We start from the raw sequence: 17,939 nt of genomic DNA on the forward strand, positions 1-17,939 counted from the left end.
ACTCAACTCATCAAAGATAACAGTTCATCTCACGGTGTCGTGCCATGGGGTGGCTAACTTGTTCTTGCAATTTGCGAAATGATAAATTAGCTACTGTCTTAATTTTACTTCCAGGAATCTCAAACACAACCGCTGTCTTACTCTTAGGCACCTTAGGTGACATTCGACGCTTTCGGAACCCGAATGCCTCAAATGCTTTTGTTGGAGTGGATTTGCGTCATTATGAATCCGGACAATTTATTACGGCTGACCATATTAGTAAACGCGGTAATACAATGGCTCGTAAAATCTTATACCGAACCATTGGCCAAATGGCTTCAGCTAGTCACTACCATCAGTGCCACATCGCAGACTACTACTTGCAAAAGAAAAAATCTTCCCTCAATTTTCAAGTCAAGTGCAACGATGATAACGAATCCTTGATAGTGGTCTAGGTTGTTAAGCCATGCGTCGGTAGTAATCGCATGGTCGAAGATAGTTCAGAATACGTCTGGGACGATGGTTCAGTGCGGATTGGACTGCTTGGATCTCAACCAGCGTAACGTCCCTGAGAGACTTTCCCTTCGGGAAGTACTCCCTGAGTAGTCCGTTGGTGTTCTCGTTAGTGCCGCGCTCCCAAGGCGAGTATGGATGAGCAAAATAGATCTGGGTTCCAACGATCTCCGACAGCTTGGCGAACTCGGAACCATTGTCAAAAGTGATACTCTTAAACTCCTTGGCACCGTAATCGTTGATCGTGTCCTGCAAGGCTTTAAGGCAGGTGTCCGCATGATAGTCAGGTATCTTAACGATGATTTCAGTTCGGCTGTACCGTTCTGTGAGCGTCATCAGCGCTGGCTCATCAGCCGAACGAATACCTTTGACCAAGTCGCCTTCCCAATGTTCCACGCCTGTACGGTCATTCACGGCCGCAGGACGCAGCTCGATTGAGTCGCCGTATATCTTCTTGTTCTTGCGTTTGTGGGCGTTCTTATAGCCTTTGACGCGGCGTCGGAGCTTCTTGGGGAGTGTCATGTTGTCTAGTTCAAGCAGCCCGGCATCGATGTAGCGGTACACGGTAGTCGTTGAAGGGCAAGCCTTACCCTGGTCGCGATAGAAGTGTACGAAACTATCAACGCTGTGCACGCGAGGCTTGCGGGTAAGCTCCTTGGTGAGAGCTTTGAAGAACGCACGGCCGGTTTTGAGAAAGGCGTGGTGTCCGGTTCTGTCGCGTTTGCGGTCGTGTATGGCTTGGGCAGTTTCCGCAAGATAGACTTGATGCGAGTGACGCTTCGAGTCGAGCTGAGTTACAGATCCACGCGTGATTTCCCGTGAGATTGTCACTTTACTGCGATGAAGCTTCTGTGCAATCACGGTCGCGGTGTCACCAGTAGCCCGAAGGGCCTGAATTGTAGCACGGTCGCTAAGACTGAGTTGTTGGTAGTGCTTGTGAGTGTTAATCTGAGAGTGGGTCATAAAGATTCCTGCTTTCTTGTCTGGTTGCACTAACAAGAATAGGTCTTCATGGCCTTTTTGGTCTAGTCGCTAAGGTGTTGCACTTGAATTGTAAACTGGGGAATTTACTCAGGTTATACGGGTGTCCTGCAGTGTGATGGCTACGCCGGTTATAATCTCCTCGGCGACAGCGTCATCCGGGTTGGTTGTTGGGCCCACGTAAGACGCAAGTTCTACGATGACGCCGTGAAGGTCAAAGGTAAGTTCACTCGCACGAAGCCTTTAGAGCTGCTCAACCAGATGTTCCATTTGGAAGAACAGTGGCGCCTTCTCTCGCCAGAGGAGCGTCTGAAGTGTCGACAGACCGACCTGAAACCGCTGATCGATCAGTTCTGGGCATGGTGTGAACAAGCCGCTCCAGCGCCAAAGTCGCGATTGGGCGTCGCTTTGACCTACGCCTTGAATCAGCGCCAAATGCTCAACCGTGTCTTGGAGTTTGGCGAGATCGATCTGAGTAATAACGCTTCAGAGCGAAACATGAAGTCTTTCGTGATCGGTCGCAAGAACTGGTTGTTTGCGACGAGCCCGAAGGGTGCCGAGGCCAACGCCATCTGGATGACGATTGTTGAGACCGCAAAGGCCAACGGACTGGATCCAAGAACTTACATCGAACGTCTTCTGCACGAGCTGTCGCAGCTTCCCACTTCTCCTACGAGAGAACAAGCTGAGTCTTATTCACCTTGGAATCAGTATCTGAAGCCATCAAAACAAGAGATTGCTTGAACAACGAAGGGGCGTAATCTGAGAATGCGGATTACGCCCCTTCTTAGTGTAAGCACTCAATAACCGACCGTCTTGAATTAGACGCAAAATGCGGTTTGTTCTCCAGTTCGTGGAGGACGGGCCGCATTGTCGGTTACGCACTTATAGTTCTTGACGAGCCTGTTTCAATATTCCATGGCAAATAGCCTCAAGCTGTTCCGGCTTTACGAAGGCGGGGAGCTGCGGTATCCATTCAAGCAGATCTTCGATGTATCTTCTAGGATCCAGGCCATTGGCCTTGGCCGTCTCCACAATCGTCATCCAAATTGCGTTTGCTTCGGCGCCCTTAGGGCTAGTCGCAAATAGCCAATTCTTGCGGCCAATCACGAACGCCTTCATGTTCCTTTCGGAGGCATTGTTGCTGAGATCGATCTCGGCTGTCAATAGCGGTTTGAAAATGCAGGATTATGGCGGTTAAAAATGTAGGTTTTTGGCGCTTACCCACGACTTCGTAGTCGATAGGATTTGCCAGTGATCTTAATCACGTGGGCATGGTGCACTAATCGATCGAGAATGGCGGCCGTTACGGTGGGATTTTGAAAGATGTCTACCCAGGTAGAGAGTTCACTGTTGCTCGTAATGATAGTCGAATGCTGCTCATATCTGGCATTGATCACTTGGAACAGGAGATTGGCCTCGTCGTGATCGATTGGCAGATAGCCGATTTCATCAATGATCAGTAAGTCATACCTGGCAAACTGGTGAATGGCCCTGTCCAGAGTCCCTTTTTGATATGACGTCGTGAGCCGTAGAAGTAGGTCATGACAGTTGACGAACAATGTCCGCTTATTTTGCTTACAGGCCTCAATACCGATGCTGATGGCAAGATGAGTCTTACCAACCCCCGGACTACCTATAAAAATCAGGTTTTCGTGTTTCTCTAGAAACGCGAGGTCTTTGAAACCTTTGATTTCTTGAGGATTGATACTCGGCTGAAAGGCAAAGTCGAATTCCTTTAACGTTTTCTCTTGGGGAAATCTGGCGCGTTCAATCACGCGACCAATCTGCCGGCTTTCCCGCCAGGTCAATTCTCTCTCCGTTAGATCAAGCAATGCCTCAGTAAAAGAGAGTTGCTGCGAATTGATTTGGTCAATGTATTCTGGCAAATAGGCATTCATCTTACTCAAGCCAAGCTCATCGAGGGTATTCAGTACTGCTTGAAAATTACTTGTCATGGCGGCCTCACACTTCGTCATACTGACTTAGATGTTCAGTAATGTACGCTTCGATGTCCTTGTCGCTCCGACCCTTCAGTAAATCAGAACGAAGGATCTCCATCCGATCATGCTCATTATAATTAAACTGATGAGTGGTGATGTCGTGCGCCCGAATCATTTCTCCGTTATACTTAATTTGGATACGGCGCTCATCATTGGTCAGCTCAACGTCAACTGTGCGACCGATGTAGCGTGGATCTACCGAGTACTTACATTTGCGAAAGACCACCATTGATTCCTTCGACACGACACGGCGAATGCCTTCTTCGAAGAAGGGCTCAAGTAGACCGTCCGGTAGCTGATGCAGGTACTCTTTTTCTTCGTCTTGCCACTTGTACAGCGGAACTTCGTTGGTGGCCTGTGAGACCTCATGGTTCAACTCCTCACAGAAATCGGCAACGAGGTTGATTAGCTCGACACCGTCCGTGAATTCGTAATTATAGACGCGCAAGCGTTCAGTGGTGCGCGCCAGTGCCTCGACAACTCCCTTTGTTTGGGGGCGGAATGGCCGACAGGCGATTGGCTTATAACCAGCATCCTGACTAAACTGACGAAACCGTTCATTGAAAACTGGATGTCCAAACGAAGATTTTGTGTGATCGACGACTTGTTTCATGTTGTCAAACCAAATCTCCGTCGGGACACCGCCCGTGTGCACAAACGCGTCTTCTAGACACTCGAACAACGTGTCTTGGCTACGTTCAAATATCAACGTCATGTATTTCAGCTTGGAGTACGGTAACACATAAAGAAAGATGTTGAATCGATAGGGTGTGCCATCGCTGCTGTACAAGGTCATCTCTTCTTTCCAGTCTACCTGGCCGCAAAGGCCTGGCGTGTGCTCAACTCGAATAGTTGCCTTTTGGATCCGTTGCTTGCGAACTTTGCTGCAGTAGTCTCGCACAATAGTGTAGTGGCCCTGAAAGCCTTTCTTCTTGATGAAGAGAAAAATCGACATGGCTGAGCAGTGTAGTTCTAACTTAGCGTTGATCACGTCACGGTAGTCATCAAGCAAACTAGGACGCTGCTGAACGTGAACGCCGAGAATTGAATCATCACGAGCTTCTTCAAAGGCACGCTTAGCGGTCCGATAATCTACGTTGTACTGGCGAGCTAAGGCGGCATAATTTGGCTTTATATCGTCGTTCATATATTGTTTCACTCCTTGGCGAATATCATGTCTCATCGTGTTGAACCTCCTTGGTTACGATGAGAAACATGGTATGAAAAAATGTAGGAAAAACGACAATTCTGCATTGCCATTTTCCTACATTTTATGACCGCCATTTACACTCGCCGTAATCCAACACGCGATTGAGCAACTGGCGTTGATTGATTGCGTAGGTCAAGGCCACGCCTAACCGCGATTTCGGTGCCGGATTGGCTGAATCACACCAAGTCCAAAATTGATCGATCAACGGCTTGAGCTCCGCCTGCCGATGTCGCAGGCGTTCTTCTGCAGTTAAGTTCTTCCATTGCTCCTCGAGCTTGAACATATTGTTCAGGAGCTCCAAGGGTATCGTTGAACGAAACTGTTCCTTGACCTTTGCGGCATCATCGTAAAACTTTCGCCGCACATGTGCCCAGCACCCCACTCGCGTGACGCTATCACCCAAACTGTTATAGCCTGAATAACCATCGCACTGCAGTACACCGGTGAAGCCGGTATAAATGTGCTGGGCAAATTTGCCAGACCGCGTATCACCATAGGCATAGTACACGACCTGCTGTTCAGTTCGGCTAATGCTACGCTCGACCCAAATGTACGATTTACTCTGTGCCCGTTTGCCAGGCTCTTTCAGGACCTGGAAGGGGGTCTCGTCACCTTGCAGGAACCGCTGAGAAATCAGGTGACTATGCAATAAGTCATAGACTGGTCTGACCAGTTCCGCGGTCTTAATCACCCAATTGGTTAGCGTGGACTCGCTCACCAGAATACCGGCACGATTCCACTCTTTGATTTGGCGATACAAGGGTGTCCCCAGCGTGTACTTCTGATGAAGGACTTCCGCCACCAGGGACGAGGTCGCGATACTGTGCGGGATCAGCGCCTGCGGCGCACGGCCTTGATACAAATGCGACTGGCCATCTTGCTGCTCGCATGCTGAGCACTTGTAGGTTTGCTCGTAGATTTTCTCTACATACAAACGACCCGGGATGTGCTGAACTTGTTCGCGCACCAGGTGCTTGCCCAGCTTAGTTAACTGATGTCCATCCTCACAGAGATCACTCTGCCGGTAAATGATGGTCTCTTCGACCGGTAAATTCGGATCCCTCAATTTTCAAGTCAAGTGCAACGATGATAACGAATTCTTGATAGTGGTCTAGGCTGTTACGCCATGCATCGGTAGTAATCGCATGGGCGAAGATAGTTCAGAATACGTCTGGGACGATGGTTCAGTGCGGATTGGACTGCTTGAATTTCAACCAGGGTAACTGCTCTGAGAGACTTCCCTTTCGGGAAGAATTCCCTAAGCAGTCCATTGGCGTTCTCGTTTGTGCCACGCTCCCAAGGCGAGTACGGATGTGCGAAGTAAATCTGGGTTCCAACAATCTCTGATAACTTGGCAAACTCGGAACCATTGTCAAAAGTGATACTCTCAAATTCCTTGGCCCCGTAGTCGTCGATTGTGTCCTGCAAGGCTTTAAGGCAGGTGCCCGCATGATAGTCAGGAATCTTGACGATGATCTCAGTCCGGCTGTACCGTTCTGTGAGCGTCATTAATGCTGGCTCATCAGCTAAGCGAATACCTTTGACCAAGTCGCCTTCCCAATGTCCCACGCCTGTGCGGTCATTCACGGCCGCAGGACGCAACTCGATTGAGTCGCCGTATATCTTCTTATTCTTGCGCTTGTGGGCGTTCTTATAGCCTTTGATGCGGCGTCGGAGCTTCTTGGGAAGTGTCATGTTGTCTAACTCAAGCAGCCCGGCGTCGATGTAGCGATACACAGTTGTCGTTGAAGGGCAAGCCTTGCCCTGGTCGCGATAGAAGTGTACGAAGCTATCAACGCTGTGTACGCGCGGCTTACGAGTAAGCTCCCTGGCGAGAGCCTTGAAGAACGCACGGCCGGTCTTAAGAAAGGCGTAGTGACCGGTTCTATCGCGTTTACGGTCGTGCATGGCTTGGGCAGTTTCCGCAAGATAGACTTGATGCGAGTGACGCTTCGAGTCGAGCTGAGTTACAGATCCACGCGTGATTTCTCGTGAGATTGTCGCTTTACTGCGATGAAGCTTCTGTGCAATCACGGTCGCGGTGTCACTAGCAGCCCGAAGGGCCTGAATTGTAGCACGGTCGCTAAAACTGAGTTGTTGGTAATGCTTGTGGGTGTTAGTCTGAGAGTGGGTCATGAAGATTCCTGCTTTCTTGTTTAGCTAGTACTAACAAGAATAGGTCTTCATGGCCTTTTTGGTCTAGTCGTCAGGGTGTTGCACTTGAATTGTAAACTGGGGGGTAAATTCGGATCGATTGTTTCAACACGCTTGCGCTTAGGCTTACGAGTTGATGTTACGACCGTTTTTTCGCTTTGGTGCCCAGTGAGCTCTGGGTCGGTAAAAACACTGCCTTCCTCCAAGAGAGACAACTGATTCGGATCAGTCATCTTCTCTGAATGGGAGCCGTAGATTTTACGAGTCAAATACGCGACTTGCTCCGTCAAATCCTGGATCTGCTTCGTGAGTTCGCGATTTTGATCAAGTGCCTGCTTGAGCAGGTCTTCGGTCGTTGTCGTCATGGGCGTCGCCCTCTATTCATTCGTGATGAGTTGAGTTTAGCACTGGTGTACCAGGCTTCCTAGCATTTTTTCGTGGACAAAACGGCTTCACTGTTGGCTCCAGTCCCCAGCCTGAAAGCAGACGCTCTAACTGCTTTGCGTGAAGCTTTTTCACTTCGTTCTGGTTTGCTGGCCACTGGATCCGACCATCTTCAATGCGTTTGTAAAGCAGTACGAAACCATCGCCAGCCCAATAGAGTGCCTTGAAGTGATCCTTTCGGGTCCCGCAGAACAGAAAGAGCGCCCGACTGTACGGGTCTAGCGCGTATTCTTCCTGGAGCATGCTGCTTAAGCCATCGATTCCGCGACGCAAGTCGGTTCGACCGCATATCAAGTAAATGCCGCTTAGCTTACGAATATCAATGAGCATCATCAAACACGGCTTTCATCAACGCATCCAGGATATAGCCTTGGATGTGGTTGTAAACGACAACGGTCTTATTGTTGCCAATTTTGAGCTGAAGGGCCTTGGTCGATGGATTCAGATCAGGGCGGCGATGCTCCTCGTCAAGTTTGATTCTGACAATATCTGGTTTGTCCATAAAAACACCTCACCATTCTTCATGATGAGGTAAGGGTACTGCTAGGGCGCTGCTTTATACATGCGGTCAGTTATTGAGTGCTTACTTCTTAGTTTGCCAGGCGGTCGGTTATTGGGTGCTTACCATCGCTGAAATAACAAAAGGCCCCCTCCGAAGAGAGAACCTTCCAAAAGATAAATAGTATTCTTCAACACCATTTGACAAAGAGCCAAAAAGTCAGGCCAAAACAGTAATTAAGCACTGATATAACTTGACTTTGAGTAGAAAAGATGTACTCAGCCATTTTAGTTGAGTGTCGCTTTCTAGTTATTCAGCTTATTGATGCTTACGCTTTAACCCGGCTAAGCCTAACATACCCAGCATCGTTGCTAAACCTAATGCCACAGCACCAGTTTCACTTTGGTTACCTGTCCGAGGCAATCGATTAGCCTGCTGTTTATTACTAGTTAGGCTATTCTTAGTCAAATTAGCGGTCTCTTGGCTAGTAGTATTAGTTTTTGTATGCTGGTTTCCCTTAGTTCCCTGACTATCATCAGGAGTAGCAACTTGATCCTTGATGTAAGTAACGGCCTGTTCGATGTCCGTACTATTACCATCAACGGTTTCAGCATCAATCTGGGCATAGTCTGGAGTGTAGCCAGCAATCGTTGGGCTAGTAACAGCATCAAAACTACCCGTCGACCAAGCACCCCAGGTAATTTCGCCTGTAACTGCATCCTTAGAACCCATCCGGGTTAAGGTAATCGTTTGTACCTTATCTGGTTGGGCTTGACTACCATCACTGTACTTATAATGGATGGTTCTCGTAATGGTCTTTTGACCATTCTCAGTTGATTGTGGATGGCTGAGGACAATCGTAAAGAACTGTAACTGATTATCTTGCCACTGATTAGGATCGGAGCTGCTATAGTAATCGTTGTTAGTACTATCGTAATGGAAGCCATTTTGAAAATCAGACGAAGTAACTTCAAATCCTAAAGATTTCAATTTAGCTAATAAATCATCAACCTTAAATTGACTTTGAATCCCACTGTATCCCCACAAAACAACTTTTCCTAAGGAGCTATTAGTGGTTTGATCCAAAAAGTTAATCTCTACTCGTTGCTGATCAGGATGAAGCGTTATATAAGTATTTACAGCCGCTCCTGGTGCCATACTACTATAATGACTTTCACCCGGATAGGCACCAATTAAATGGCCATCTTTATCTAAGGCAATCCCTTCGCCACCTAAAATGTCGGCTTCAAAATCCGGAACTTGATAACCCTTGGAACGATCATTGGCATCCACTGGTGTCAAAGCATGGTAACCAGCCGTATGTTGTTTGTTTTGGTGATAGTAATAAACACCGGAAGACCAACCATTAGCCCCCTTAATGAAGTCATAAACCCGATCGCCTGGCTTATGAACATTATCAAATATATGATCCTTCACATAGACTGATGGGTTCCCCTGAGCATCATTCGCAGGATAGATACTTACGGCATCATAGTTAACATACGTTATCGGCTTATAGTCTGGCAATGGATTAGCAGGCTTCTCATTTTCTACCACAGTAGTCTGATTATTAATCAGTTGTTTAGCCTGATCAATATTGCTTTTGCTTGTACTTTTATTTTGAGTATCAGCAGTCGTCGTAGCGATAACTGGGTTCTCTTGATTAGCATCAGTAACCGTGTCCGCCTGGACATTAGCTTCACCCATCAAGAAAATAGTTCCCAACAGGACAGAAGCTACCCCAATACTCAGCTTCCGTAAAGCAAATTTAGGGTTTTGGTGTGTACATTGACGATCAGTTAGCAAATGATTATTTTTTGAAAACATCGTTTCCTTCCCCTTCAAAAAATTAATTTCCTTTTCATTATAGCACTAATGTAAATATGGGGCTTTGATTCGTCTTATATGAAGGTTTCTTTCCAGAACCTCTCAGAAAGTAACCAGAAGAAAATTCAGAAACATTTCAAAGACGCCAAGCAAGAAAATCCAAAGTTGTTTGAAACCGATTTTGATCCAGATTTTTCTAAAAATCAATTAATAATCGCTACCATATATGACCTGACTCAGATTGACACGTGGGACCAGATAGTGAAAATGAGCGATGGTGTTCTTAATATCGGTTCATAATCCTAATCAATCCCTAGAATTTGCAGCCTTATTCTGCTCGGAATTCATCAGTGAACCGAGCTGCTTCACTAATTAGTTGCAATCCTGCGTCAGCATCTGGTATCCTCAAGCTCCAATATGAAATGGGGGGGAGGAGTCATTGATGATTGGATCGTTGATTTCAACGGTGAATTCTGGGCTTGATGCTTGCATTGACTTTGTTGCGAATGCCGTCGGCGGATTGCTTGTGGTACTGATTACGGGCTGCAGTAATGCGGTTAGCGTACTGTGGTGGCATGTGCTATCTCCGTTCTTCATGCAAGGCTGGGTGATGATTACAGTGACACTGCTAGTCTGTGTACTGGCATACTTCGCCCTGCCGCTGTTTCTGTGGTTCTTCTATTCAGTCATGCGCGTGGTCGTCATCCTAGCGGTTACAGCATTAGCAATATTCATCATAGTTCAGATTGGTAGAGTGCTCACCAAGATCGTGATCTTAACCTTTGTTTTCGGCTACCTCCCTTACTTTATCGTTCGTAAAGTCCACAGTCGAAACGTCGCGACACAACCAGAATAACGACAATACCCGGCACGACCTACTACGCTAGTTTCAGCGTGAGGTCGTGCCGGGTATTCTTCTAGATACCGTCGGTGATTATCCAGTTGTTACTTTGCTTGGAAAGGGTCAGGGTGTATTGCGATACTTGGCTCATATCGTTGTCAGTATCAATGTACTTCACAGACAAGTTGACGGTGAGACGGTTCTTCGTCTGCTTGAAGACCGGATCAAGCAGCTCCACGAATTTGAGGTTCCGGTCAATCGGCCGCGTGCCGTCCTTGACGTAATACTTGAGTTCGTTGCGATCGCTTTGCGGGTACAAGGTGAAGAACGTCTTGAGAAACTTGGTTACGTCGTCTGCGGTGGCACTGTCTACCGAGTTATCAGATTGCGTATCTGGCAGCTTGATCCGTGCCGTCGCCGGTTCCGCAGCGAGGGTGGGATTCTTGGTGATGACCATATCACCGTTGTTATTTTGCATGATGTTGATGGTGTAAGAGCTGGCCACAGACTTCTTATCTTTACCCATAGTGAGGTCTTGCTTCACCGTGAACAGCACGCGGAAGGTGTCTTTGGTCGTCTTGCTCACGTCCCAAACCTTGACCTCACTGACCGCGGCAGTTGTGGGAATGTCGCTCCGCACGGTGTCGGCGTTCAGCGATTGCAGTTGCTCCACAAGATACGGCTGCAAGGCTTTCTGCCGCTGATCTAGTGATTCGTGGCTGGGTTGCCACGAATAGTAGAGCTTGGCAAAGTCGGTGGTGAAGGTCGCCAAGGCGTGCGTGTCAATCACCTTAGTCTTGATCACTTGAACTTCATGCACCGTGTGGGTGTCGATGGCGGTCATGTTCTTGTAGACACCGAAACTGGTGCTGCTGATTAACACTGCCCAGCAAAGCAGTGTGACCGGGCGGCGCAGACCATGGTGCTTAATTTTAGGCGGTTTTGGGGCGGCTGGCTTCTTCTTGAACCAGCCTTTCTTTTGGGCTTTATCTTTACTCAAGGTTCATTCACCTTGTCCTTTCTAATTTCGTAGCAGCGGTAAAAGTCATCGTAAATATCGAGAAAGCGCACGAATAGGCGTTGAAGCGAGATCCGCTTGTAGCCCTCATAGTCAGTTTCGATATACTGACCGAGTTCACGGTCGTTGTTGAAGTATTCTTCGGCCAAGTAGCGTTCGCGGTCGAGGATATACTTACGGTCTTCTGGTGCAAACACCTTGCCTTTGAGCCATCGATCAACGGCCACTTCATGCGCGACGGCAAGGCGATACTCACGCCGGTGCCCGTATTCCATTTCCGGCATTCGGTCAACGAAGCGGTCAAGGACGTGGCACAGGTCGTCGGTATTGGGCAAGCGTTGTTTAAAGAATTTGATGCGTTCCCACTCGCCTGACGCAAAGTCGAGTTCCTTGTTGCGTAGTGCGCGATTATCACCAAATTTTAGATCGACATGTGCCTTTTGCAGCGCGTCGTCGTAGGTGTTGGTGATGAGATCCATCCAGTCAAAGTAGCTGATACCGTTTTGATTCATTATCGTCACCTACTTCTTCACGCGCCCAGCGCCGATCAGGTGGGCTTGCCAATAGCTTGAGTTCAAGTCGGCATAGCCGAGCGGATCGCCGGCGTTGTACATCTTCATGCCGCCAACGTAGATCCCAACGTGGGTAACGTAGTCGGCAGTGTCATAGGTTGAGTGGAAGAACACTAAGTCGCCGGGCTTGGCGTCTTTGATGTTCAGGTGTGCCGTGGCGTCGTATTGTGCTTGTGCGGTGCGAGGAAGTTTGATCCCAGCTTTGCCGTAACACCAGCTAGTCAGCCCTGAGCAGTCGAAGCCCGTTGTTGGCGTTGAGCCGCCGAACACATAACGAGTGCCTTGATATTTGAGCGCTTCGTCCATGATTGCTTGTACCGTTTTGTCGTCGAACTTCGCGCCACCTGTGACGAGGTATTGCGAGATAACCGATAGGTAGTACATGTTTCCATAGGCATAGCGCCAACCGTCTTTGGCTACTGCGTTGGTGTAGGTGACTTTCTTACCACCAGACTTTTCTTTGGCAAAAGCCGTTGCCAGCTCAAGCGTGTACTTTTTGCCGTGCTTAGCAACGTAGTCGATAAAGCCGCCACCATAGTTGTAGCTTTGAATCGCAGTGTTAAGATCCATGCCCGCAGCTTTCATGCTTTTCAGCAGCGACGCGAAATACTTCACTCCTTTCTTGATTGATGCTTCGGTATCTAGCGTATTGACCGGTAGTCCCAGCGATTCACTAGCTTGCATCACGTCGCCGCCTTTGCCACCAGATTCAACCTGCATGATGGCGAGTATCACCATTACCTGGTCTGAAATGCCGAACTCTTTACAATACTTTTCGACCGTCAGCTTATGCTTGTAAACTTCAGCGGATAAGTTCATCGCGTCGGCTGTGATCGCAGAGGCAGGCTGATCTTCGTCATCATCAGAGGCAATGACCGCAAAGAACAGACCGCCAATCAACAGTATCGGGAGTGCGGCAAGAGCTAAACAGCGCCATAGTTTCATCGCTTCTTATGCCCCTTAGCCTTTTTGATCCGCTGTGGCTTTGGGGTGCGTGGCTTGGCCGGCTTTTCGGAAACGAGGGTCAGTGGCTTCTTGAGTCTATTCGTTGGTGGGGCTGGTTCTTGGTGCGGTTTTATGGTGGGGTCTGCTTGTGCTTTCGTGACTGGCCGCGGAGGCCGAGTTGAAGTTGGCTTCGTGGCAGAGCGCTTAGGTTGCCCACTGGTATCAGTTTGTTCGGGCTTTGGTTTGGTAGGTGTGGCAGTTGTCGGCTTACGAGTTGGCTCAACCGGTAGCTTGGTAGCCGTTGGTTTTGGTTTTGCAGGATCAGCTTTCGGCTTGATTGCGAGCTTGCGTTCTTGCATTTGCTTACGCCGTTGGTCAAGCTGCTTGTCACGTTCCTGCTGATTGGCTTCACGCCGACCCTTGAAGCTATCCTTCGCAGTTTCGGCGGCCTCCTTAGTCAGTTGCTTACCACGATGCAGACCATATAAAACGTTGGTTGGTGCGTCCTTCACCTGATCAAGGCCACGTTTAGTCTTGTCCTTGAGCTTGTTAACGACATCGGAAACATCGGCGAGTTTCTCACCCAGACGTTGGCTGCGTGGCTTCTTAGGTTGTTGCGGCTTGGCAGCGTCCGCGGTTTGCTCGCGTTGCGTGCCAGCGGGAAGTTGTGGTGTTTGCGGCATTCCGCGACCTTTCCCATAGCCCCGCGACAGGAAGCGTCCTGCCATTGCACCACCCATTGCACTACCGACGAACTGCCGAAGCATGCGGTTGCCACGACGCGAGAAGCGTTGTGCGCCTTGCTGGGCGTCAGAGCTGTGGAGCTGCATCATGCCCATCAAGTCGCCGAGTTTCATCCAAATACCCGCGAAGATGGTGACTTGCAGGAAGGCCACGAGGAAGAACGGTGAGGTGGCCGATAATCCGTAGACCATTGCCGATAGCGAGAATGCCATCGTGATCACCAGCGTCACGCCAACTCGCGTCATGATTGTGTTGAACAGCTTCATGATGTTTTGTTTCATTAGCCCGTTAAAGGACGGCAGCATAGCGAGTAAGAAAGATATTGGCAGGAACGTCGCGTAGATGATAAAGAGTATCTGGCTGAACAGCATCATTGCCGTCAGGAAGAAGACAAACAAAGTGATTGCGATATTGAACAAGACAACAAAGGTCGTAGTGCCCAGCCGATTGATGGTCATGGTCGGCGAGAGGTTCTCGTTGTCATTGTCTTCAATTTCAGCTTTAACCACATCGGTGCGAGTTTTACCTTTATCGCCAAACGGGTCGGTCTTCATCAACGTGTTCACACGGTCTTTGCCAACATTATCAGCGTCGCTGTCGCCGAACTGCAAAAGCGTCCATGGCTGCTTTACTTGAATCTCAAAGAGCGTGTCGCGGATTGCATCGACGCCTGATTTATCGGTGGCTGTGTCAGTGCCCATAATCATTTTGGAACCAGTGTTGAGTGCGCTGGTGCTGATGTCGCTACTGAACTTATTGATTTTGCTGACGTAATCTGGTGCGTAGGCGATAAAGCTAGCTGACGTGATGAAAATCACTACGAAGTTGACGATTGCCGAAATGGCTTTAGAGGTTTCACGCTTGATGATGCCCGTGTAGGCCACGTAGATACCGACCACCAGCGTAATCATCAGAAGTAAGCCCGGGTAAAAGCCGTCAGTGGTGAAGCCATCTTTTGACACCCCAGCTAAGAGCTGCATATTCTTCCCAATCGCGTCAGACGTATCTTTGATAAAGTCCAGCGAGTAGGCTTGCTGAATTAGGTAGCCCGCAGCGTTTGAGAGGTAGACAGAAAGTGTCCATAAGAAGTTGGTGATGGCATACAACCCGTAGCTCACGGACTTACCGATGCCATCCCCCCAATTCCAAGGCAACCAGTCCCAACTCGTATCTACAAAGTAGTCGAGCTGGTAGTGCGACAACGGGTACTTGGAATACTCATTAGAGCCACCAGACTGATTGTCTACCAGTCCCGCTGCATGTACTGGTTGCCAACCAGCAAGCACCAGCACTAACATGAATGCTGCGACAACACCGAGGAACAGCATTAGCCGTCGACGGTTAGCTTTCGTCATCAGCGATCACCTCCACGGGTTTCGGTGGCCGAGTGTCAAAGGCGTGGTGTAAATGCTCAAAGATATAGTCAAAGTGCAGCACGCCGACGTGCCCCCAGATGTCTTGGAACAAACACTCCCCATTATCTAGCGAGCGGAGCCGGTTCTGATTGCCTTCGTCTTCGGCGTCGAGGCCAAAGAAGTTCAAGGTGTTCTTGATTTCCGTGATGTCGGTACTGCGGAAGGCGAACTTCTGGGCGATGTTGTTCTTCATCTTTTCATCGAGTAAGTCGTCCGCATTTTGAGTGACGAGGTAGACCCCGGCATTCATGGAGCGACCTTCACGAATCAGCTTCATCGATAGGGCTTTGCCTTGCGCAACATTCAAGAACGCCCAGGCTTCGTCCAAGTCCACAATCTTGAACTGGGCGCGGTCTTGGTGAATGAAGTCGATCGCGAAAGTGCTGATTATCATCAGCATGGCGACGGACAGCATTTCCGCAGTGATGTACTCCTCTTGCGTTTTGTCAGCGTCTGGCAGCACCAAGTCTGCGATCTGCACGATGTTGATCTTGCGGTTAAGGGCGATCGTCCGCCGCGCCGTCCCGTCAGAAAACAGCAACGCTGCAAAGTCGTAGTCTGTGAAGGATTCAATGTGATCAGCGATATTGCGTGCAATCGGCGTGTCTTCGCGGCGGAGCTCGTCAATGACTTTCAACAGCCCCGGTTCGGGTGCCTGCGTCACTGCCCGAATCGCCTTGCGCAGCGTCGGGAAGCGGTCGGCGTCACGGCTTGAGATCCCTGTGAGGAAAGTCAGCGTATCAACGGCTAATGATTCCGAATCTTTCAAGTTGGACAAGATGATATAAGGATCAAGCAGCCCACGGTTTTGTTCCTCACTGGTCAAGTTGACGATATTGATCTCGTCGCCCATAAAGTCGAGGTTCTCCGCCCAGCCGGTACGTTCTGACTTCGGGTCAAGAATCAGCGCTTGTGCCCCGTAGAGCACAGCATAGTAGACAAGCAAGTTGTTGGAGAAGGACTTCCCACCACCCAAACTACCAAGGAAGGCAGCAGATAAGGCATTGGTAACAGTGCCCTTGATACCTTGCGCGGCAATATCTGGTTGCAAGTAGACGTTGCGTCCGGTATCGACGTTATAGCCGATGTAGATGCCTTCCTTTTCACCTAAAGATTGCGTTGCGCCGAAACCAAGGCTGGCGACGAAGTCACTGGTCACATATTGGATATAGTCGTTGATATAGCGCTTCGAGGCAGGGATAAACTCACCGTGCAGCCCCAACATGTCGCCGAATGGTCGTACGAGCTTGATATTGAGGCTGTCGTAAAAGTCGAGTAGCTGATCGGCACGGCGTTTCATTTCGTCTTCGGATCGCCCAGCCACGCGAATGACGTAGCTGATCTTGTACATCGCGTCTTTGGTCTGATCAAGATTGCTTTCAAGCTCATCGACTGAATCCAACGCGTCGCTGACCCCACGCGTCGTCTCATTGCCGGACTGATAAGCGTGTTCGTCCAAGTCCTTGAGTTCTTTCTTCTTGTTTCGGACTTTAGACAATGCTTTCTTGTTCGTCACGATCTCAACGTTCAAGCTGGTGTCGATTGGAAAATCGAACTGGCTTTGTTGGAAATAAAAGATTTCACTGCCGGGAAACTCCAATTCACCAACAATGTCGGAAAGCGTCAGGTACGTCACGTAACTGCTATCCAGCCCGTGGGTGATCTTAATCGAGCGTTGGTGCTGCTCAATCAGTGAGCGGGTTGGCTTGACCAGGTCATAGCGCTTGATAATCGTGTCGCGCTTGGACTGCTTGCGTGGTAAGTGGTATTCATAGTCGTCGAAATCTTGCCCAGTCATACCGTAGAGGTGTTCGAGTAGGTAGCCAAAGTCGTTCTTGTCGAGCGGACGGACTTTGAACCGGCGGCCAATTTTTTCGGCAAGGAACTTAGCGGACTTGGCGTAGCGTTCCACCTCTGCGTTGTTCATGGTGAAGAAGTCACCAGCAAACGTTGTGTTGAACTCGGCGAAGAAGTCCCGAATGCCCAAGGACATATCCTTGAAGATAGACTTGGCGGTAACCTCTGCGTCGTTCAGCAACAGCTTAAAGCCGATGAAGAAGCGATAGTCCACTTGGTTGTCACCGACGTTTTCGGTTAATGCTTCGGCTTGGCCGTCAATGTGTTGGAAGGCGATGTCTTTCAGCGACCCCTTGACCAAATTCTTCGAGCGGTCGAGAGTGTCCCGAACACTGGCTTCGGTGGCGAGCTGCAATAAATGGAGCTTGCCGTCGCGATTCTGCGAGATTAACTGCCGGAAGTTCTCGTGGACTTGTTGTTTCTGTTCAGGGCTTAGAAACGAGTAGTTGTACGGGATCAATTCAAAATAGGCAAAGCACTCGCTGTCAGTGTTCCAGACGAGATTGTCTTCGATATACTTAATTGGAAATTTCATTGTGGTACCTCCAAACGTAGGTCACAGCAGCGGTTTGTTTCTCCTTCTGCGACTTCACAGGTTTACCAGCATAGGTGAGCTTCGGGGTAATGGCGTAGTTGATCACCGACCGCAAGAATCCCATTGGCTTCTTGTTGTCGAAGGTTTTCTGGCTCATGAACCACGTTAGCCCAGCCGGAATGCCGACGTACTTGAGAAACGCGCCGTCAATGAATGACAGTGGCGGCAAGTCACCCAGCAGCATGACTGCAAACAAGCTGACGATGAACCAGGTCATTTGCGTAAACGTAATTGGAAACGGCAGTTGCAGGTCATTGATGGCGTACAGTACCTTTTCCACTGACCAGATGCTGGTGTAGGATCTGACTTTTTTCATGTGATCTCCTTTCGTAGTGAGATAAA

At 49.1% G+C, this 17,939-nt stretch carries 17 protein-coding genes and 2 pseudogenes; 3 read left to right on the plus strand and 16 right to left on the minus strand.

Annotated elements, in window-relative coordinates; translation table 11 throughout:
• Positions 1 to 44 precede the first annotated feature (44 nt).
• Positions 45 to 434 carry a transposase gene (locus EKM82_RS11935; RefSeq protein WP_125766667.1) on the plus strand — a complete coding sequence of 130 codons (390 nt, stop codon included), beginning with the start codon at positions 45 to 47 and terminating at the stop codon, positions 432 to 434.
• A gap of 4 nt (positions 435 to 438) precedes the next feature.
• Here the strand turns inward: EKM82_RS11935 and EKM82_RS02010 are convergent, their stop codons facing one another.
• Entirely contained in the window at positions 439 to 1,455 is a 1,017-nt protein-coding gene (locus EKM82_RS02010) for an IS30 family transposase (RefSeq protein ID WP_125766955.1), read from the minus strand.
• Positions 1,456 to 1,557: 102 nt separating this feature from the next.
• On the opposite strand from EKM82_RS02010, the pseudogene tnpC (EKM82_RS02015) reads away from it, so the two are divergent.
• Positions 1,558 to 2,217: pseudogene (gene tnpC, locus EKM82_RS02015) on the plus strand (IS66 family transposase); the annotation flags it as partial.
• 133 nt (positions 2,218 to 2,350) lie between these two features.
• Here tnpC (EKM82_RS02015) and EKM82_RS02020 read toward each other — a convergent pair.
• The 9 genes and pseudogenes from EKM82_RS02020 to EKM82_RS02060 all read right to left on the minus strand — a co-directional run.
• Positions 2,351 to 2,631, minus strand: a pseudogene (locus EKM82_RS02020) (transposase domain-containing protein); the annotation flags it as partial.
• A 62-nt stretch (positions 2,632 to 2,693) separates the two neighbouring features.
• Entirely contained in the window at positions 2,694 to 3,431 is a 738-nt protein-coding gene (gene istB / locus EKM82_RS02025) for an IS21-like element helper ATPase IstB (RefSeq protein ID WP_125766668.1), read from the minus strand.
• Between the two features lie 7 nt (positions 3,432 to 3,438).
• On the minus strand, positions 3,439 to 4,659 hold the full coding sequence (gene istA / locus EKM82_RS02030; protein ID WP_125766669.1) for an IS21 family transposase: 1,221 nt from the start codon (positions 4,657 to 4,659) through the stop codon (positions 3,439 to 3,441).
• Between the two features lie 88 nt (positions 4,660 to 4,747).
• Positions 4,748 to 5,752, minus strand: a complete 1,005-nt coding sequence (gene tnpC / locus EKM82_RS02035; RefSeq protein ID WP_225419635.1) for an IS66 family transposase — start codon at positions 5,750 to 5,752, stop codon at positions 4,748 to 4,750.
• 53 nt (positions 5,753 to 5,805) lie between these two features.
• On the minus strand, positions 5,806 to 6,822 hold the full coding sequence (locus tag EKM82_RS02040) for an IS30 family transposase (RefSeq protein WP_125766670.1): 1,017 nt from the start codon (positions 6,820 to 6,822) through the stop codon (positions 5,806 to 5,808).
• A 47-nt stretch (positions 6,823 to 6,869) separates the two neighbouring features.
• Entirely contained in the window at positions 6,870 to 7,205 is a 336-nt protein-coding gene (locus EKM82_RS02045; RefSeq protein ID WP_125766671.1) for an IS66 family transposase, read from the minus strand.
• A 16-nt stretch (positions 7,206 to 7,221) separates the two neighbouring features.
• Positions 7,222 to 7,617 carry an IS66 family insertion sequence element accessory protein TnpB gene (tnpB, locus tag EKM82_RS11940; RefSeq protein WP_164508056.1) on the minus strand — a complete coding sequence of 132 codons (396 nt, stop codon included), beginning with the start codon at positions 7,615 to 7,617 and terminating at the stop codon, positions 7,222 to 7,224.
• Positions 7,604 to 7,786 carry a hypothetical protein gene (locus tag EKM82_RS02055; RefSeq protein ID WP_125582104.1) on the minus strand — a complete coding sequence of 61 codons (183 nt, stop codon included), beginning with the start codon at positions 7,784 to 7,786 and terminating at the stop codon, positions 7,604 to 7,606. The genes tnpB and EKM82_RS02055 overlap by 14 nt, the downstream gene beginning before the upstream one ends.
• 315 nt (positions 7,787 to 8,101) lie before the next feature.
• Positions 8,102 to 9,610: a mucin-binding protein gene (locus EKM82_RS02060; RefSeq protein WP_125766672.1), complete on the minus strand. Its 1,509-nt coding sequence runs from the start codon at positions 9,608 to 9,610 to the stop codon at positions 8,102 to 8,104.
• Between the two features lie 439 nt (positions 9,611 to 10,049).
• Here EKM82_RS02060 and EKM82_RS02065 point away from each other — a divergent pair, with 439 nt between their 5' ends.
• Complete coding sequence (locus tag EKM82_RS02065; protein WP_125766673.1) at positions 10,050 to 10,466, plus strand: hypothetical protein; 417 nt, start codon at positions 10,050 to 10,052, stop codon at positions 10,464 to 10,466.
• A gap of 61 nt (positions 10,467 to 10,527) precedes the next feature.
• On the opposite strand, the gene EKM82_RS02070 is transcribed toward EKM82_RS02065, so the two are convergent.
• Genes EKM82_RS02070 through EKM82_RS02095 form a run of 6 tightly spaced genes read right to left on the minus strand, consistent with a single transcriptional unit; the run spans position 10,528 to position 17,913 of the window.
• On the minus strand, positions 10,528 to 11,451 hold the full coding sequence (locus EKM82_RS02070; RefSeq protein WP_125766674.1) for a conjugal transfer protein: 924 nt from the start codon (positions 11,449 to 11,451) through the stop codon (positions 10,528 to 10,530).
• The gene (locus tag EKM82_RS02075; RefSeq protein WP_125751764.1) at positions 11,448 to 11,981 is read right to left on the minus strand and encodes a hypothetical protein; all 534 of its coding nucleotides are present in this window, start codon (positions 11,979 to 11,981) and stop codon (positions 11,448 to 11,450) included. Before EKM82_RS02075 ends, EKM82_RS02070 begins: the two co-directional genes overlap by 4 nt.
• 9 nt (positions 11,982 to 11,990) lie before the next feature.
• Positions 11,991 to 12,986 carry a bifunctional lytic transglycosylase/C40 family peptidase gene (locus EKM82_RS02080; RefSeq protein ID WP_125766675.1) on the minus strand — a complete coding sequence of 332 codons (996 nt, stop codon included), beginning with the start codon at positions 12,984 to 12,986 and terminating at the stop codon, positions 11,991 to 11,993.
• The gene (locus EKM82_RS02085; protein ID WP_125766676.1) at positions 12,983 to 15,085 is read right to left on the minus strand and encodes a CD3337/EF1877 family mobilome membrane protein; all 2,103 of its coding nucleotides are present in this window, start codon (positions 15,083 to 15,085) and stop codon (positions 12,983 to 12,985) included. Before EKM82_RS02085 ends, EKM82_RS02080 begins: the two co-directional genes overlap by 4 nt.
• Entirely contained in the window at positions 15,072 to 17,537 is a 2,466-nt protein-coding gene (tcpF, locus tag EKM82_RS02090; protein ID WP_125766677.1) for a conjugal transfer ATPase TcpF, read from the minus strand. The genes EKM82_RS02085 and tcpF overlap by 14 nt, the downstream gene beginning before the upstream one ends.
• Positions 17,521 to 17,913 (minus strand): conjugal transfer protein, encoded by a 393-nt coding sequence (locus EKM82_RS02095; RefSeq protein WP_054665765.1) that lies wholly within the window; start codon positions 17,911 to 17,913, stop codon positions 17,521 to 17,523. Before EKM82_RS02095 ends, tcpF begins: the two co-directional genes overlap by 17 nt.
• Positions 17,914 to 17,939 lie beyond the last annotated feature (26 nt).

Origin of the sequence: Lapidilactobacillus wuchangensis (assembly GCF_003946645.1) — a bacterium.
Taxonomy (GTDB): domain Bacteria; phylum Bacillota; class Bacilli; order Lactobacillales; family Lactobacillaceae; genus Lapidilactobacillus; species Lapidilactobacillus wuchangensis.

Excerpts from the sequence above, each read along its gene's own strand:
- EKM82_RS11935 (WP_125766667.1), top strand. The coding sequence starts at position 45 with ATGGGGTGGCTAACTTGTTCTTGCAATTTGCGAAATGATAAATTAGCT.
- EKM82_RS02010 (WP_125766955.1), bottom strand. The coding sequence starts at position 1,455 with ATGACCCACTCTCAGATTAACACTCACAAGCACTACCAACAACTCAGT.
- istB (WP_125766668.1), bottom strand. The coding sequence starts at position 3,431 with ATGACAAGTAATTTTCAAGCAGTACTGAATACCCTCGATGAGCTTGGC.
- istA (WP_125766669.1), bottom strand. The coding sequence starts at position 4,659 with ATGAGACATGATATTCGCCAAGGAGTGAAACAATATATGAACGACGAT.
- EKM82_RS02040 (WP_125766670.1), bottom strand. The coding sequence starts at position 6,822 with ATGACCCACTCTCAGACTAACACCCACAAGCATTACCAACAACTCAGT.
- EKM82_RS02045 (WP_125766671.1), bottom strand. The coding sequence starts at position 7,205 with ATGACGACAACGACCGAAGACCTGCTCAAGCAGGCACTTGATCAAAAT.
- tnpB (WP_164508056.1), bottom strand. The coding sequence starts at position 7,617 with ATGATGCTCATTGATATTCGTAAGCTAAGCGGCATTTACTTGATATGC.
- EKM82_RS02055 (WP_125582104.1), bottom strand. The coding sequence starts at position 7,786 with ATGGACAAACCAGATATTGTCAGAATCAAACTTGACGAGGAGCATCGC.
- EKM82_RS02060 (WP_125766672.1), bottom strand. The coding sequence starts at position 9,610 with ATGTTTTCAAAAAATAATCATTTGCTAACTGATCGTCAATGTACACAC.
- EKM82_RS02075 (WP_125751764.1), bottom strand. The coding sequence starts at position 11,981 with ATGAATCAAAACGGTATCAGCTACTTTGACTGGATGGATCTCATCACC.
- EKM82_RS02080 (WP_125766675.1), bottom strand. The coding sequence starts at position 12,986 with ATGAAACTATGGCGCTGTTTAGCTCTTGCCGCACTCCCGATACTGTTG.
- EKM82_RS02085 (WP_125766676.1), bottom strand. The coding sequence starts at position 15,085 with ATGACGAAAGCTAACCGTCGACGGCTAATGCTGTTCCTCGGTGTTGTC.
- tcpF (WP_125766677.1), bottom strand. The coding sequence starts at position 17,537 with ATGAAATTTCCAATTAAGTATATCGAAGACAATCTCGTCTGGAACACT.
- EKM82_RS02095 (WP_054665765.1), bottom strand. The coding sequence starts at position 17,913 with ATGAAAAAAGTCAGATCCTACACCAGCATCTGGTCAGTGGAAAAGGTA.